The organism is Streptomyces sp. NPDC102451, assembly GCF_044765485.1.
GTDB lineage: Bacteria > Actinomycetota > Actinomycetes > Streptomycetales > Streptomycetaceae > Streptomyces.
The window spans coordinates 674491-688800 of record NZ_JBIWKD010000002.1 but is presented as its reverse complement, the minus strand read 5'-3'; the positions used below and the strand labels follow the sequence as shown (position 1 = coordinate 688800).

Genomic DNA, 14310 nt, shown 5'->3' with positions numbered 1-14310 from the left:
CCGCTCGCCCGTCGCGGGGAGACCCGGATCAGATCTGGGAGCCCTTCGCCTTCTTGGCGGACACACGCGGGGGCAGGGCGAGTTCGATCTCCTCACGCAGGTCCTCGATCTTGGCGTATCCCGCGAACTGACCGGTGAGCCGGTACATCTCGCGCAGCCTGTCCCAGGTCCGGTGCGAGGACGTCTCCCCCATCGACACGAGGGCGAGCCGTGCGTAGCGATCGGCCTGCTCGGGGTCGTCGGCGATGAAGCACGCCGATGCGAGCGAGATGTAGTCGAAGATCTTGGACCGTTGGCGGCCGTTTATCCGCAGATCGAGTGCCTGCTTGGCGTGGCGCTGGGCGGTGGAGGCCGCGCCCGGGTCGTGCTCGGCCAGGGTGCGGAAGGCCAGGGCCTGCATGCCGTGCATGTCCGCCTCGTCGAACATCTGCATCCAGCTCGGCGGGGGCACATCCCCCTTGTCCGAGACGAAGAGTTCCTCGGCCTCGCCGAGTGTGCGCCGCATGGCCTGCCCGCGCCCCATCGACGCCTGCGCCCAGGCCTCGATGGTGTGCAGCATCGCCCGGGTACGCGGCAGGGTCTCCTCGCCCGAACCCGACTTGGCGAGCTTCATCAGGTCCAGGGCGTCGTCCGGCCGGCCCAGGTGGACCATCTGGCGGGCGGCGCGGGAGAGCGCCTCGCCTGCGCGGGGACGGTCACCGCCTTCACGCGCGGCGTGGGCGGCGATCACGAAGTACTTCTGGGCGGTGGGTTCGAGGCCCACGTCGTGGGACATCCAGCCGGCGAGGACCGCGAGGTTGGCGGCGACGCCCCAGAGACGGCGCTGCAGATGCTCGGGGTGGCGGTAGGCGAGCATGCCGCCCACCTCGTTGAGCTGGCCCACGACGGCCTTGCGCTGGAGTCCGCCGCCTCTGGAGGCGTCCCAGGCCCGGAAGACCTCGACCGAGCGCTCCAGGGCCTCGATCTCCTCGGATCCGATGGGGGCGGCCTCGTACAGGTCGAAGCCGGCGTTGTCGGCGTACAGGGGGTCGTTGAGCCGGAGGGCCCGGGCCGCCGGAGCGGGCTCGGAGTGCAGCCAGTCGTACATGGCGCCGGTGAGTGCTGAGCCAGCGGCGAGCGCGGCGCCCGCGCCCACCAAGCCGCGTCGGTTGAGCATGAGGTCCATTCCCGTGAATTCGGTGAGGACCGCTGCCGTCCGTTCGGGCGCCCACGGCAAACCGTCGGGATTGTCTTCCGTCCCGGCTTTTCGCCGCTTCCCCACACGCCCGCGCCGGCCGAACCCGAGGTCCTCGATGGTCACGACACGGCCGAGCCGCTCGGTGAACAGAGCTGCCAACACCTCGGGTACGGGATCGCGGGGGGACTCCCCCATGTCGATCCAGCGCCTCACCCGCGAGGTGTCGGTGGCGAGTTGGAGGTGGCCCATGGCCGCCGCCTGCCTGTTCACCATTCTCGCGAGTTCGCCCTTGGACCATCCGGCCAGGCCGAACAGGTCGGACAGACGGGTGTTTGGTTCTCCGGTCACGTCAAGCCCCCAGGTTCTCGGCTGACTTGACCCTAGCCCCCCAGCGGATGCCGGACGAATATTCGCCAGGGTTCGCCAGGGGTCGCTAGATGTTGTGCCACCCGCGGGCCGGTGTCAGGTAGGAAAGCGCCACCCCGCCCGGCAGCCCTAGGTACTCCCCAGGGTGCCGAACGGCCGCCGGCCGGGGCGGCGCACGTAACTTGTCGGCGCACGAAGGGATCTGTCTCGCCCATGTACACAGCATCGTCCTCCGTGTCCGCCCCGCCCCGGCCGCTTCGACCCTTGGGGGCGGGCGGCGGGCCGTATCTCGACCCCCGCGCCGCGTCACCGGCGGGCGGCACGGGTCGGGCCCGGCGGGCGGCGGGGCCGGGCTCCCAACCGCTCAGCGGAAGACTGGACCTGTCCGGTGCCCAGGGCGCGCAGCTGCGGATGGCCATCGCCTCCGTGCACCGCATCTGCCCTGAGTTCAACCCGGTACAGGTACTGCGCCGCAGCGGACGCTCGGTGCTGATCGTGGGCACCACCGGCCGCGCGACCGCGGTGGCCAAGTGTTTACTCGACCACTCCCCCGCGTGGACGGAGCGGTTCCGGCACGAAATAGCGGCATACCGGGCCTTCGTCCGGCACCGCCCGCCGGTCCGGGCCCCGCGGCTCATCGCCGCCGACCCGGAGAACTGCACCCTGGTGATCGAGCGGATGCCCGGACGGGTCGCGGCCCTGACGAGGCATCCCGCGGAGGCGCCGCCCCGTGCGGATCTGCGGGCCGTGCTCGGTGCGGTCAGCCGGATCAACGCCTGGAGGCCGCCGGCCGGTCTGTTCGACGCGCCGCTGGACTACGCCTCGCGCATCGCCCGCTATCACGAGCTGGGTCTCTTCACCGACCGTGATCTGGGTGACCTGCAGAAGCTGCTGCACGGTCTGGCCCACGCGGGCGGGCGGCAGGGCATGGGCCAGTTCTGCCACGGGGACGCCCTGCTGTCGAACATCCTGCTGCCACCCACCGGGCCCGTGCTGGTCGACTGGGAGCACGCCGGCTGGTATCTGCCGGGGTACGACCTGGCGACGCTCTGGGCCGTGCTCGGTGACGCACCGGCGTCCCGGCGCCAGATCAGCCAGCTGGCACAGGCGGCCGGTGCCGCTGCCCGTGACGCCTTCCTGGTGAACCTCATGATCGTGCTGACCCGGGAGATCCGTACGTACGAGACGGCTGTCCAGCGGGCCATGCGCGAAGGTGCGCCGGCCGGGGGCGGCCAGGCGCGCCAGGGGGTGCTGTCCTCCAGCGAGGAGCAGAGGCTGCTGCTGCGGAGGCTGCACGACGACTGCGCGATGGCCCGGCGGGCCGTCCGCGCGGCGGTGGGTACACGCTGACCACGCCGGGTCGACCGGCCTGACCGACGGGGGAAGCGCGCTGCGGGACCGGTGCCGACACACGGGTCCCGCAGCGCGCCGTCGGCCGTCTCAGTCTGGGCTCATGAGCCGGCCCGCACCACGTCGACGTCGGACGCCTTCACGAAGCCGATCCGGTGGCCGATCTGGACCGTCACGTACTTCTGGGTTCCACGGAAGTAGGTGTGGTCGTACGGTTTCGAGGCGTCGATCGTCGGCGCGTAGTAGTAGCCGTTGGGGGCCTCGCCGCCACCGGGGAAGGCTTGCCCTGCCTTGATGGTGTAGACGAGCGGGGTGCCCACGGTCGGCTTGGCGAAGTCCGCGGGGTACTCCGCCTTCTCCGGGTAGGCCACGCCGTAGACCGGCACCTCGTCCTCGCCTGCCTTCGGCCGCACGACTCGGCCGGAGGTGGGGCTGACGACCCGGGTCCCCCCTGGGGTGCGGAACCACGCCTTCTCCCCGTACCACCAGATCGCCGTCCAGCCGGGTGCCCTGCCGGCGATGACGGCCTGCTGGGTGGCGCTGATCTTGCTGCCCCAGTCGGCGGCACAGTTCGTCCCCGGGGAACCGTCAGGGTGCAGCCCCGGGTCCGAGAAGAGCGGCGAGTCCTCGGACGGTCCGGTGTGCAGCGGCACCGCGCTGCTGCCCTGCCGGGGCAGGTCGGCGTTCTTCTCGCAGTCGCGGAACTCCTGCTGGTTCTTGGTGAAGTCCGCGCTGACGGTGACCAGCTCGCTGCTCCTGGGCGCAGTCGGCACCGTGGGTCTGCCGAGCAGCGCCATGAAGCGGTTCCAGTCCCAGTAGGGGCCCGGGTCCCAGTGCATGTTCCGGGTGCCCGCCGCGCTGGTGGGCGGTACGCCGTCGTGGCCGAGGATGTGCTGCCGGTCGAGCGGGATGTCGTACTTCGCCGCGAGGTGGCGTACGAGCCGTGCGGTCGAGCGGTACATCTCGGGGGTGTACCACTTGGCCCCCTCGGCCGCGAAGCCCTCCTGCTCGATGCCGATGGAGTGGGTGTTGAGATACCAATTGCCCGCCTGCCAGGCCACGTCCTTGTTCTTCACCATCTGGGTGACATGGCCGTCGGCCGAACGCACCACGTAGTGGGCGGAGGTCTGGTTGGCGGGATTCTGGAAGATCTTCAGGGTGGTGTCGTAGTCGACCTCGGTGTCGTGGAGGACGATGTACTTGATGGCGTTGCTGTCGGGCCGGTCCGCCGTGTCGTAGTTGCCGTAGGTCTCCTTGTCCGCCGGGTCGCCGGTCTGCTGGTAGGCGGCGGGGACCCAGTCACAGGCCAGCCCGCGTGGACATTCGGGTCGTACGGTGTCCGCGCCGGCCGCTGCCGGGGAGAGGAGCGCCACGCTCAGCGCCCCCGCCGTGGTCAGTGCGAGCGCGAGTCTGATCCTCTGCTTCGACGTCATGACAACCCTTCTTGGGCCGGGTGGCAGAGCAGTTCCCGGGGGCGCTCCCCACGTTCATCGGTCGGCGCACACTCTGTGGCGCGAGGTGTTGATGAGTCAAGAGTGCAGTGTGCCGCTGGACATGAGCTTGTGTGACTATTTCGCGCCGTGCGTGCCCCGTATGGCCGAGGGGTAGTGCTGGCGCCGACAGGACCGGTCCGCGTGGACCGCGCGGAATTCTCGGAAAGGCCGGACGCACATGGCACAGCCCTTCTCACTGCCGGACTTCTACGTGCCGTATCCGGCGCGCCTCAACCCTCATCTGGAGGCGGCCCGAAGCCACACCCGGGAGTGGGCGCGCGGAATGGGGATGCTGGAGGGTTCCGGAATCTGGGAGGAGAAGGACCTGGAGTCCCACGACTACGCGCTGCTCTGCGCGTACACCCACCCGGACTGCTCGGCCGAGGCCTTGTCCCTGGTCACCGACTGGTATGTGTGGGTCTTCTTCTTCGACGACCATTTCCTGGAGCTGTTCAAGCGCACTCCGGACCGTGAGGGCGGGAAGCGCTACCTGGACCGGCTGCCCGCCTTCATGCCGATGGAACGGGGCGCGGCCACCCCCGAGCCGGAGAATCCGGTGGAGGCGGGGCTGGCCGACCTCTGGGCGAGGACGGTGCCGGCCATGTCGGACGCCTGGCGGGCCCGGTTCGCCGAGGCGACGGAGAATCTGCTCAACGAGTCCCTGTGGGAGCTCTCGAACATCAACGAGGGGCGTATCGCCAACCCCGTCGAGTACATCGAGATGCGCCGCAAGGTGGGCGGGGCGCCGTGGTCGGCTGGTCTGGTGGAGTACGCGGCGAACGCCGAGGTCCCTGACGCGGTGGCGGACTCGCGCCCGCTGCGGGTGCTGAGGGACGCCTTCTCCGACGGCGTGCACCTGCGCAACGACCTGTTCTCGTACCAGCGCGAGGTCGAGGACGAGGGCGAGAACAGCAACGGCGTACTGGTCCTGGAGAGGTTCCTGGGCTGCTCGACCCAGGAGGCGGCGGAGGCGGTCAACGATCTGCTCACGTCACGCCTGCAGCAGTTCGAGAACACCGCCCTCACCGAACTGGGGCCGCTCTGCGCGGAGAAGGGCCTCACGCCCGACGGGACGGCCGCGGTCCTGGCGTATGTGAAGGGGCTGCAGGACTGGCAGTCCGGCGGGCATGAGTGGCACATGCGCTCCAGCCGCTACATGAACGGCGGCGGCGCGGGCGAGAGCGTCCCCGGCTTCGGGATGGCCGCTGCTTCGCTCCGTCTCACTCCTCGGTCCGAGTCGCTCCGGCTGCGCAGCCATACGCATGCTCCGTACCGGCGCGTCGGTCCGTCGCTGCTGCCGGACTTCGACATGCCGTTCAGTACGACGCTGAGCCCGCATCTGGACGGGGCGCGCGTGCGGATCGTGGACTGGTCGCGAAGGATGGGGATCCTGGAGGCGCAGCCGGGCGTGCCGGGTTCGCACATCTGGGACGAGGAGCGGCTCATCGCGACCGACCTGCCGCTCTGCGCGGCGGGACTGCACCCGGACGCGACCCCGGACGAGCTCGATCTGTCGTCGGGGTGGCTGACCTGGGGGACGTACGGTGACGACTGGTTCCCGGTGGTGCACGGCCGGACCCGTGATCTGGCGGGGGCGCGGCTGGCCAACGAGCGGCTGTCGCTGTTCATGCCGCTGGACGGCTCGTCGGTGCCCGAGCCGGTCAACGCGCTGGAGCGCGGGCTGGCGGACCTCTGGCGGCGGACGGCGGGGCCGATGGACGAGGGGGCTCGCCGTACCTTCCGGGAGGCGGTGGAGTCGATGACGGCGAGCTGGCTCTGGGAGCTGGCGAACCAGGCGCAGAACCGGATTCCCGATCCGGTGGACTACGTGGAGATGCGCCGGGCGACGTTCGGTTCGGATCTCACGATGAGCCTGTGCCGGCTGGGCCACGGCAGGAAGGTGCCGGAGGCCGTCTACCGCAGCGGCCCGATGCGTTCCCTGGAGAACGCGGCGGCGGACTACGCATGCCTGCTGAACGACCTGTTCTCGTACCAGAAGGAGATCGAGTACGAGGGTGAGGTGCACAACGGGGTGCTGGTCGTCCAGAACTTCTTCGGGGTGGACTACCCGACGGGGGTCGCGATCGTGGACGATCTGATGAACTCCCGGATGCGCCAGTTCCAGCACGTGGCGGAGCAGGAGCTGCCGATCCTCTACGACGACTACGACCTGGACGCGGAGGCGAGGGAGGTCCTCGCGGGCTATGTGCTGGAGCTCCAGCACTGGATGGCGGGGATCCTGATCTGGCACCGGGACTGCCGGCGCTACCGCGAGGAGGATCTGCGCCGGGGCACCGGGACCCCGTGGCACATCAGCGGCCCCACGGGGTTCGGGACGTCGGCGGCGCGGGTGACACGACTGCTCACGCAGGGACGTTTCAGCCCTGCTGGAACAGCTCCGCGGGAAGCGGCTTCAGCAGGGCGTACAGATCGTCGGTGATCGGCCGGTCCCAGCTGGCGATGGTGACGAGCACGCCGTCGCTGCGGTCGAACTGGACGCATGAGATCCGGCTCTCGGAGAGCTTGACGCGGCGCACGATCAGCAGGCTGTCACCCTGCATGACGGGCACGTCCTCGGTGCCGGTCACCTCGACCGGCTCGTCGTTCTCGAGGGCGAGGAGCAGCTGGGCGACCTCGAAGGGGACCTGGCCCTCCTCGGTCTCGCGGGCCGGGGAGCCCTCCGGCAGATTGCCGATGATCATCGCTGGGCCGCGTCCGCCGAACAGGTCGTAGCGCAGGAACACGCCCTGACAGCTCCCGTCGGGAGCGGGGAGCAGACCGGCGCCGAGGTTGCCGGGCCAGTCCCCCGGGTCCATGGCCAGGACGTCGAAGTCCGGGCCCGCGGGTGTGGCGGCGCTACGGCGGCGGAGGAAGGACATGGGGCCATGTTACGTGTCCCGGCCCACGTCGCGGAGCCGGGCACTCCTACCCGGACTCGGCGGCCAGCGCTTCGAGCGCCCGGACCGCGTCGGCCGCCCGGGCGTACGGCACGAAGAGGTGGTCGTGATGAAAACCGGCGACCACGTTGCAACTGATGCCCGCGTCGGTGAGGGCCAGGGAGACCGCCGCGGTCAGTCCGACGGCGTCCAGTGCGGAGTGCACACGGAGCGTGATCCAGCCGGCGGCGAAGTGGTACGCCAGTCCCGACGCCAGAGCCTGCGCTTCGGGGACGACGGCCGTCAGTCCTTCCTGCTCGGAGACGGTGACCACCGGGGTGACACCGGTGGGCACCTCGCCGCCGGGCAGGGTCGTGTAGACGTAGCGGCCGGGGTTGAGCTCCGGTCGCATGCCGTGCAGCAGTGTTCGAAGATCGCGCTCGCCCGTCATGGGGCCACAGTACGGCTGTGCGCAGCCCCCGGACGCCGTGACGCCGCTGACGATCGTGGGTGAGGTCGTAAGCCATTCAGGCACGCCTTGTATCCATACGCTCACCTTGCGTGGCACGGGCGGTTGATCGCCCATAGCTTCGGCTCATGAGCAAAAAACACATGAAATGCCTGGCGGGTATCACCGTCTCCACGGCCACGGCGCTGGGTCTCGCGGCCGTCCCCTCAGCCGCGGCAGGACCCGGTCATCATGTGGTGCGCGCGGGCGACTCGATCCAGAGCGCGGTCGACGCTGCGGACGCCGGTGACACCATCGTCATCCTGCCCGGCACGTACCGCGAGAACGTCCTGGTCACCAAGCCGGGACTGACCCTGCTCGGCACCCGTGGGCGAACGGTGATCGCACCGCCGGCCACGGACGGCGCCAAGACCACCAAGACCCCCAAGACCGCGAAGACCGCGAAGACCGCGAAGACCGCGAAGACCGCGAAAGCCACCAAGGCCACCAAGGCTGCCAACGCCTGCGCCACGGGCGGGAACGGCATCTGCGTCATCGGGACCAAGGGCCACACCGTCGACGATGTCACCATCCGTTCCCTGACCGTCTCCGGCTTCTCCGGGAGCGGCATCTGGGCGTCCTGGACCGACGGGCTCAGCGTCCGCAAGGTCACCGCCCGGTCCAACGGCGTCTGGGGCATCGCCCAGGAGCGGTCGACCCGCGGCGAGTTCCGGCGCAACACCGCCACCGGGAACGGGGACGCGGGGATCTTCATCGCCAACTCGGTCAGCGAGGAGGGCGGGGCCACCGACACCGGAGGGACGGTCGTCCTGGACAACTCGGTGAGCAAGAACCGCATCGGCGTCACCGCGCGCCGGGTACGGAACCTCGTCATCGACGGCAACACCCTGACCGGCAACTGCAGCGGGGTCTTCGTCGTGGGTGACGAGTCCAAGCCCGCGGCGGGGGCCATGAGGATCAGCGGCAACCGGATCGTCAAGAACAACAAGTTCTGTCCGGCGACCCCGCGGCTGTCTGCGATCCAGGGCTCGGGCATCGTCCTCACCGGGAGCGAGGCCACGGTCGTACGTTCCAACGTCATCCGGGACAACGTCGGCTCGACCCCGCTCTCCGGCGGCGTCCTGCTGTTCAAGAGCTTCGTGGGCGCGCTCAACACCGACAACACCATCAGCAACAACCTTGTGCAGGGCAACAAGCCGGCCGACCTCGCCAACGGTGACACCTCGGGTACCGGCAACACCTTCGTCAGCAACACGTGCGGGACATCCGTCCCGGCCGGCATGTGCGCCGGATGACGGCTCAGCGCCGGACAAGGAGAAACGAGACGGTATGACCACCGTGAGTCCCACCCCCGACACCACCCCCGTCGCGACCCCCGTCACCGTGCCCCAGGTCTCCGCCGGACAGAACCCGCCGCCGTCCATGCGGCTCCGGGAGCTCGCGTTCGGGGCGGCGTGCGCCGCCGCCGTACGCGCGGCGGCCAGGCTGCGCGTGGCCGACGCGCTGGGCGATGCCCCGGCATCGGCCGCGGAGCTCGCCCTGATCGTGGACGCCGAGCCCGCGCCGCTGCGGCGGCTGCTGCGCGCGCTGTGCTGCTACGGGATCTTCGAGGAGACGGCGGACGGGAAGTTCGTCCACACGGAGATGTCCCGGCTGCTGCGCGAGGACGACCCGAACAGCCTGCGCTACATCTCGCTGTGGTGCACCGAGCCCTGGACCTGGGAGGTCTGGCCGCGGCTCGACGACGCGGTGCGCTCCGGCGCGAGCGTCTTCCCGGAGACGTTCGGCAAGGGCTTCTTCGAGTATCTCCACCAGGACGCGGGCGAGTCCGCGCAGGTCTTCAACCGGGCGATGACCACTTCCAGCGTGCAGTCCGCACAGGATGTCGCCGACCGGCTGGACCTCACCGGGGTGTCCTCGGTCGTGGACATCGGCGGCGGGCAGGGGCACGTCCTCGCGAGCCTGCTGGAGAAGCACCCCTCGGTCCGGGGAACGCTCCTGGACCTTCCGGGTGTGGTGGCCCGTGCGGACGCCAGGCTGCGCGAGGGCGGCCGGCTCGCGGAGCGCGCACGGATCGTGCCCGGCGACTGCCGTGAGGACATCCCCGTCGAGGCGGATCTGTACATCATCAAGAACATCCTCGAATGGGACGACGAGAGCACACGCAGGACCCTGCGCAACGTGGTCGCCGCGGCCCGCCCGGGTGCCCGTGTGGTGATCATCGAGAATCTCGTGGACGACAGCCCTTCGATGAGGTTCACCACCGCCATGGACCTGCTGCTCCTGCTCAACGTCGGGGGTGCCAAACACACCCGGGAGAGCCTGATCGGCCGGATGACCGACGCGGGGCTGCGGGTGGGCGAGGTCCACCCCGTCAACGCGTACCTGCACGCGTTCGAGTGCGTCGTGCCGTAGCGCGTGGCCCCGGCGCACAGAGATCGCCCCGGGTCCGGCACCTAGGTGCCGGACCCGGGGCGATCGTCCGTGTGTCAGGCGGAGCTGTCGCTCTCCCACCGGTAGAACTGCTGCGCCATCGCGTCCTTCGGACCGCGCCAGGTCTCCGGGTCGTAAGGGCTCACGTAGGCGGTCAGCCGGTCGCTGATGGCCTTGAACTCCGGGTGCTCCGTCACCTTGGCGATCTCCGGGCCCGGGGGCCGCTCGGATTCGATCAGGTGCAGATACACGTCTCCGAACTGGAACAGGGTGCGCCTGTTGACACCGACGAGATGCGGCAGGTCCGTGTTGTCGGAGGCCGCGAACAGCTTCGCGATGTCCGGCGCGGATTCCGGCGCCATCCGGGCGACGATCAGTGCGTGGTGCATCTCGCTGCCTTTCGGGGCGTCAGTTGGCGGGGACCGAGGCTGAGCGGCGTTCCCGGTCACGCTGCTCGATCTTGTCGCGGATGAGCTCCAGCTGGACGCGCGAGTTGCGGTTGATGTTGTCGGTCATCCACGCGTCGTCGACCGGGGCGTCGGGGCGCATCGCGAAATCCTGGCGCCAGTGCATGCGGGTGCCGCCCGGGACCTCCGAGTACTCCCACCTGATGTCCATGTGCTGGAACGGGCCGGGCTCGACCCGCCGTGCGCGTACGTTGCGCCCCTGGCGGTCCGTGGTGCGCTCGGAGACCCAGCTCCAGACCTTGCCGTTGTCGTCGGGGTGCATCGTGAGGCGGAAGGTCGTCTTCTGGCCCTCCCGCTCGATCACCTCGACGGCCGCGTACTCGCTGAACAGCTGCGGCCAGTTCTCGAGATCGTTCGTCATGTCCCAGACGAGGTCCAGGGGGGCGGCGATGGTGATCTCGTTCTCCGTGTGTCCGGACACGTCATACTCCTGTCACTGGGGTGTTGTTCACGAGGTCGAGGAACTCGCCGGGCGTCTTGCACCGGTCGGCGTCGGCGGGCAGCGGACGGCCGTACCGGTTCTCGAGCGCGGCCACGATGCCGAGCAGACCGAGCGAGTCCAGGCCGTACTCCTCGAAGGCCGAGCCGGGCCGGCCCGCCATGTCCGACGGGTCGACCGTCAGGCCGGCGCCGTTCTTCATGAGCGCGGCCAGTTCTTCGTACGTCAGTTGAGCGGTCATGAGGGGCTGCTCCTTCTCACAGGGGGATGTCGGTCGGGCGCCGCAGCACCAGGGCCGCGTTCGAACCCATGAGTCCTCGGCTCAGCACCAGCGCCGTCCGCAGTTCCGCGGGGCGCGCGCGCCCGGTGACCACGTCCAGGTCGTGGCACACCTCGAAGACGTTGGGCGTCGGCGGGATCAGGCCGTGCTCCATGGCGAGCACCGCGGCGGAGGTGTCGAGCACGGGTGCGCCGCAGTAGGCGCGGCCGGTACCGGTCTTGGGCGCGGTCACCGGGACCCTGCGTCCGTGGGCGCCCAGTGCGTCGGCGATCGCCAAGGCCTCGGCCCGGTCGGCCGCGGGCACACCCAGGGCGTCGGCGAACACCACGTCGATCTCCTCCGGCGCGCAGTCCGCCTCGCGGAGCGCACCTTCGATCGCCCGGGCCAGTCCCGCGCGGGACTCCTCCCAGCGGGAGGCCCCGGTGAAGGTGGCGGCGTGGCCGGCCAGCTCGGCCCGGACCTTCGCACCACGTTCGCGGGCCGCCGTCTCCTCCTCGACCACCAGCATGGCGCCGCCCTCGGCCGGCACGAACCCGCAGGCGTCCGCGGTGAACGGCCGGTAGGCGCGGGTGGGTTCCTCGCAGAGGCTGAGGTCGTCGTAGCCCAGCTGGCAGACCACCGAGTACGGCGCGAGGGGTGCCTCGGCCGCGCCGACGACGACGGCGTCCGTGCCCCGCCGGATGGAGCGCGCGGCGTGCATGAGCGCGTCCAGGCCGCCGGCCTCGTCGCTGGCGACGACGGCGCAGGGCCCCTTGAAGCCGCCCCGGATCGAGATCTGGCCGGTGCTCGCCGCGTAGAACCAGGCGATGGACTGGTACGGGCCGACGAACCGGGAGCCCTCGCCCCACAGCCGCTGCAGCTCGCGCTGGCCGAACTCACCGCCGCCGGATCCGGCGGCGGTGACGACGCCCACCTTGAACGGCGCGCCCTCGTAGTCCGCGCGGCCGAGCCGTGCGTCGTCCAGGGCGAGATCGGCCGCGGCCATCGCGTAGTGCGTGAAGCGGTCCGTCTGGACGAGGAAGCGCTCCTCGATGAACGCGACCGGGTCAAAGTCCCTGACCTCGCCCGCGACGCGCAGCGGGAGGTTCTCGCAGCCCTCGCGGGAGACGAGGTCGAGGACGCTGACCCCTTCCTGGGTCTGCTTCCAGAAAGCACCGGCGCCGGTCCCGTTGGGGGCGACGACACCGATCCCCGTGATGACGGAGCTGCGGTGTGCCGGGGTGTTCATGGGGTCCTCCCGCCTGATCTGGTCATGGCGACGGCGGACTGGAACCCGCCGAAGCCGCTGCCGACCGAGAGCACGCTGCGCAGCTTGAGGGGCCGTGCCGTGCGGGGTACGTAGTCGAGATCGCACTCGGGATCAGCGGTCTCGTAGTTGGCCGTCGGCGGCACCGTCTGGTGCTTGAGGGCCAGGACGCATGCGGCGATTTCGATGGCACCGATGGCACCGAGGGAGTGCCCGACCATCGACTTGATCGAGCTCATCGGCACCTTGTACGCGTGTGCGCCGAGGGCCTTCTTCACGGCCGCCGTCTCGTGCCGGTCGTTCTGCTTGGTGCCCGAGCCGTGCGCGTTGACGTAGTCGACCTGCGACCCGTCGAGACGGGCGTGCGCGAGGGCGGTGTTGATGGCCTCGGCCATCTCCAGCCCTTCGGTGGTGAGCCCGGTCATGTGGTAGGCGTTGCCGAACGTGGCGTAGCCCGATATCTCGCAGTAGACGGTCGCGCCGCGGGCGCGGGCGTGCTCCAGTTCCTCGAGGATGAGGACGGCGCCGCCCTCGCCCATGACGAAGCCGTCCCTGCGGGCGTCGAACGGCTTGGAGGCGTGCTCCGGGTCGTCGTTGTTCGCCGAGGTCGCCTTGATCGCGTCGAAGCAGGCCACCGTGATGGGGGTGATCGGCGTGTCGGACGCTCCGGCGACGCAGATGTCCACGCGGCCTTCCTCGACGGAGTGGAAGGCGTAGCCGATCGCGTCGAGGCCGGAGGTGCAGCCGGTCGAGACCGTCTGCACGGGCCCGTGCGCTCCGACCTCCTCCGCGACCGCGGAGGCGAGGGTGCTGGGCGCGAAAGCCCGTTCGAGATGGGCACCCGCCGGCCGGTGGTCGACGTCCCAGCGCGCCCCGCTGCCGCTGACGGCGACGTAGTCGTGCTCCAGGCGCGTGGTGCCGCCGACCGCGGTTCCGAGGGAGACCCCGATACGCCAGGGGTCCTCCTTCTCCAGGTTCAGCCCGGCGTCACCGAGCGCCTCCCGGGCCGCCACCAGCGCGAACTGGATGTAGCGGTCCGAGCGGGCGATCAGGTCGGCGTCCAGACCGTGCGCGACAGGATCGAAGTCGCACTCGGCGGCGATGCGCGAGCGGAACTCCGCCGGGTCGAACAGGGTGATGCCGCGTGTCGCCGTACGGCCGTTGGCGAGCAGGTCCCAGAAGGCCGGGGCGCCGATGCCGCCGGGTGCGACGACGCCGACCCCGGTGACAGCCACGCGCCGGGTCATGAGGCGGCCCCCGTTCGTTCTGGCGGGGCGTAGCCGTCGCTGGGGTCCGCGCTCTCCGTGACCTCGGTGTCCACATGTCCGAGTTCGGGGCGGGGGGCCAGCGGGCCGAGGTGGAAGACCATGCGCGCCTCCACGTCACCCACGTTGCGGAAGCGGTGACGGACGTGCGGCGGGATCAGCAGACCCTGGTCGGCCCGCATCGGGTGCGGTTCACCGTCCAGGTCCACTTCGAGGAGCCCGTCCACGACGTACACGAACTCCTCGGAGTACGGGTGGTAGTGCTCCCCGATGCGGTCGCCGGGGGCGACGATGGCCAGCCCCATGAAGCCGCTGGTGGCCCCCACCGCCGTGGGTGTGAGCATGGCGCGCAGGTCGCCTCCGCGCCTGCGGTTGGGCTGAGTCTCGCTGAGGTCCACGATGCGAGGCCGGTGGGTGGTCATGGCTGTTCTCCTCCAGGCACGTTGTGC

14 protein-coding genes are annotated in these 14310 nt (G+C 70.3%); 4 read left to right on the top strand and 10 right to left on the bottom strand.

The window, feature by feature from the left end; genetic code table 11:
- Positions 1 to 28: 28 nt before the first annotated feature.
- Positions 29 to 1525, bottom strand: a complete 1497-nt coding sequence (locus ACIRD8_RS06550; protein ID WP_403987030.1) for a hypothetical protein — start codon at positions 1523 to 1525, stop codon at positions 29 to 31.
- A gap of 231 nt (positions 1526 to 1756) precedes the next feature.
- Here ACIRD8_RS06550 and ACIRD8_RS06545 point away from each other — a divergent pair, with 231 nt between their 5' ends.
- On the top strand, positions 1757 to 2893 hold the full coding sequence (locus ACIRD8_RS06545) for an aminoglycoside phosphotransferase family protein (RefSeq protein WP_403987027.1): 1137 nt from the start codon (positions 1757 to 1759) through the stop codon (positions 2891 to 2893).
- 101 nt (positions 2894 to 2994) lie between these two features.
- Here the strand turns inward: ACIRD8_RS06545 and ACIRD8_RS06540 are convergent, their stop codons facing one another.
- The gene (locus ACIRD8_RS06540; RefSeq protein WP_403987024.1) at positions 2995 to 4326 is read right to left on the bottom strand and encodes an N-acetylmuramoyl-L-alanine amidase; all 1332 of its coding nucleotides are present in this window, start codon (positions 4324 to 4326) and stop codon (positions 2995 to 2997) included.
- A gap of 238 nt (positions 4327 to 4564) precedes the next feature.
- Here ACIRD8_RS06540 and ACIRD8_RS06535 point away from each other — a divergent pair, with 238 nt between their 5' ends.
- Positions 4565 to 6826 (top strand): family 2 encapsulin nanocompartment cargo protein terpene cyclase, encoded by a 2262-nt coding sequence (locus tag ACIRD8_RS06535; protein WP_403987021.1) that lies wholly within the window; start codon positions 4565 to 4567, stop codon positions 6824 to 6826.
- On the opposite strand, the gene ACIRD8_RS06530 is transcribed toward ACIRD8_RS06535, so the two are convergent.
- The gene (locus tag ACIRD8_RS06530) at positions 6765 to 7265 is read right to left on the bottom strand and encodes a hypothetical protein (protein ID WP_325748050.1); all 501 of its coding nucleotides are present in this window, start codon (positions 7263 to 7265) and stop codon (positions 6765 to 6767) included. The genes ACIRD8_RS06535 and ACIRD8_RS06530 overlap by 62 nt on opposite strands.
- Positions 7266 to 7311: 46 nt before the next feature.
- Entirely contained in the window at positions 7312 to 7713 is a 402-nt protein-coding gene (locus tag ACIRD8_RS06525; RefSeq protein WP_403987018.1) for an ACT domain-containing protein, read from the bottom strand.
- Positions 7714 to 7859: 146 nt separating this feature from the next.
- Here ACIRD8_RS06525 and ACIRD8_RS06520 point away from each other — a divergent pair, with 146 nt between their 5' ends.
- Together ACIRD8_RS06520 and ACIRD8_RS06515 are read left to right on the top strand one after the other, a co-directional pair.
- On the top strand, positions 7860 to 9026 hold the full coding sequence (locus tag ACIRD8_RS06520; RefSeq protein WP_403987015.1) for a nitrous oxide reductase family maturation protein NosD: 1167 nt from the start codon (positions 7860 to 7862) through the stop codon (positions 9024 to 9026).
- A gap of 34 nt (positions 9027 to 9060) precedes the next feature.
- Entirely contained in the window at positions 9061 to 10146 is a 1086-nt protein-coding gene (locus ACIRD8_RS06515) for a methyltransferase (RefSeq protein ID WP_403987012.1), read from the top strand.
- Between the two features lie 74 nt (positions 10147 to 10220).
- Here ACIRD8_RS06515 and ACIRD8_RS06510 read toward each other — a convergent pair whose 3' ends face one another.
- From ACIRD8_RS06510 to ACIRD8_RS06485, 6 genes are read right to left on the bottom strand one after another with little or no spacing between them, the layout of a single operon-like run.
- Positions 10221 to 10553, bottom strand: a complete 333-nt coding sequence (locus ACIRD8_RS06510; protein WP_403987009.1) for a TcmI family type II polyketide cyclase — start codon at positions 10551 to 10553, stop codon at positions 10221 to 10223.
- 19 nt (positions 10554 to 10572) lie between these two features.
- Positions 10573 to 11052: an SRPBCC family protein gene (locus ACIRD8_RS06505; protein ID WP_403987006.1), complete on the bottom strand. Its 480-nt coding sequence runs from the start codon at positions 11050 to 11052 to the stop codon at positions 10573 to 10575.
- A gap of 1 nt (position 11053) precedes the next feature.
- A complete protein-coding gene (locus tag ACIRD8_RS06500; protein ID WP_403987003.1) occupies positions 11054 to 11311 on the bottom strand; it encodes an acyl carrier protein in 258 nt (85 codons plus the stop codon).
- A 16-nt stretch (positions 11312 to 11327) separates the two neighbouring features.
- Positions 11328 to 12578 carry a ketosynthase chain-length factor gene (locus tag ACIRD8_RS06495; RefSeq protein ID WP_403987000.1) on the bottom strand — a complete coding sequence of 417 codons (1251 nt, stop codon included), beginning with the start codon at positions 12576 to 12578 and terminating at the stop codon, positions 11328 to 11330.
- Positions 12575 to 13843: a beta-ketoacyl-[acyl-carrier-protein] synthase family protein gene (locus tag ACIRD8_RS06490; protein ID WP_403986997.1), complete on the bottom strand. Its 1269-nt coding sequence runs from the start codon at positions 13841 to 13843 to the stop codon at positions 12575 to 12577. Before ACIRD8_RS06490 ends, ACIRD8_RS06495 begins: the two co-directional genes overlap by 4 nt.
- The gene (locus ACIRD8_RS06485) at positions 13840 to 14283 is read right to left on the bottom strand and encodes a cupin domain-containing protein (RefSeq protein ID WP_403986994.1); all 444 of its coding nucleotides are present in this window, start codon (positions 14281 to 14283) and stop codon (positions 13840 to 13842) included. Before ACIRD8_RS06485 ends, ACIRD8_RS06490 begins: the two co-directional genes overlap by 4 nt.
- Between the last annotated feature and the right edge of the window lie 27 nt (positions 14284 to 14310).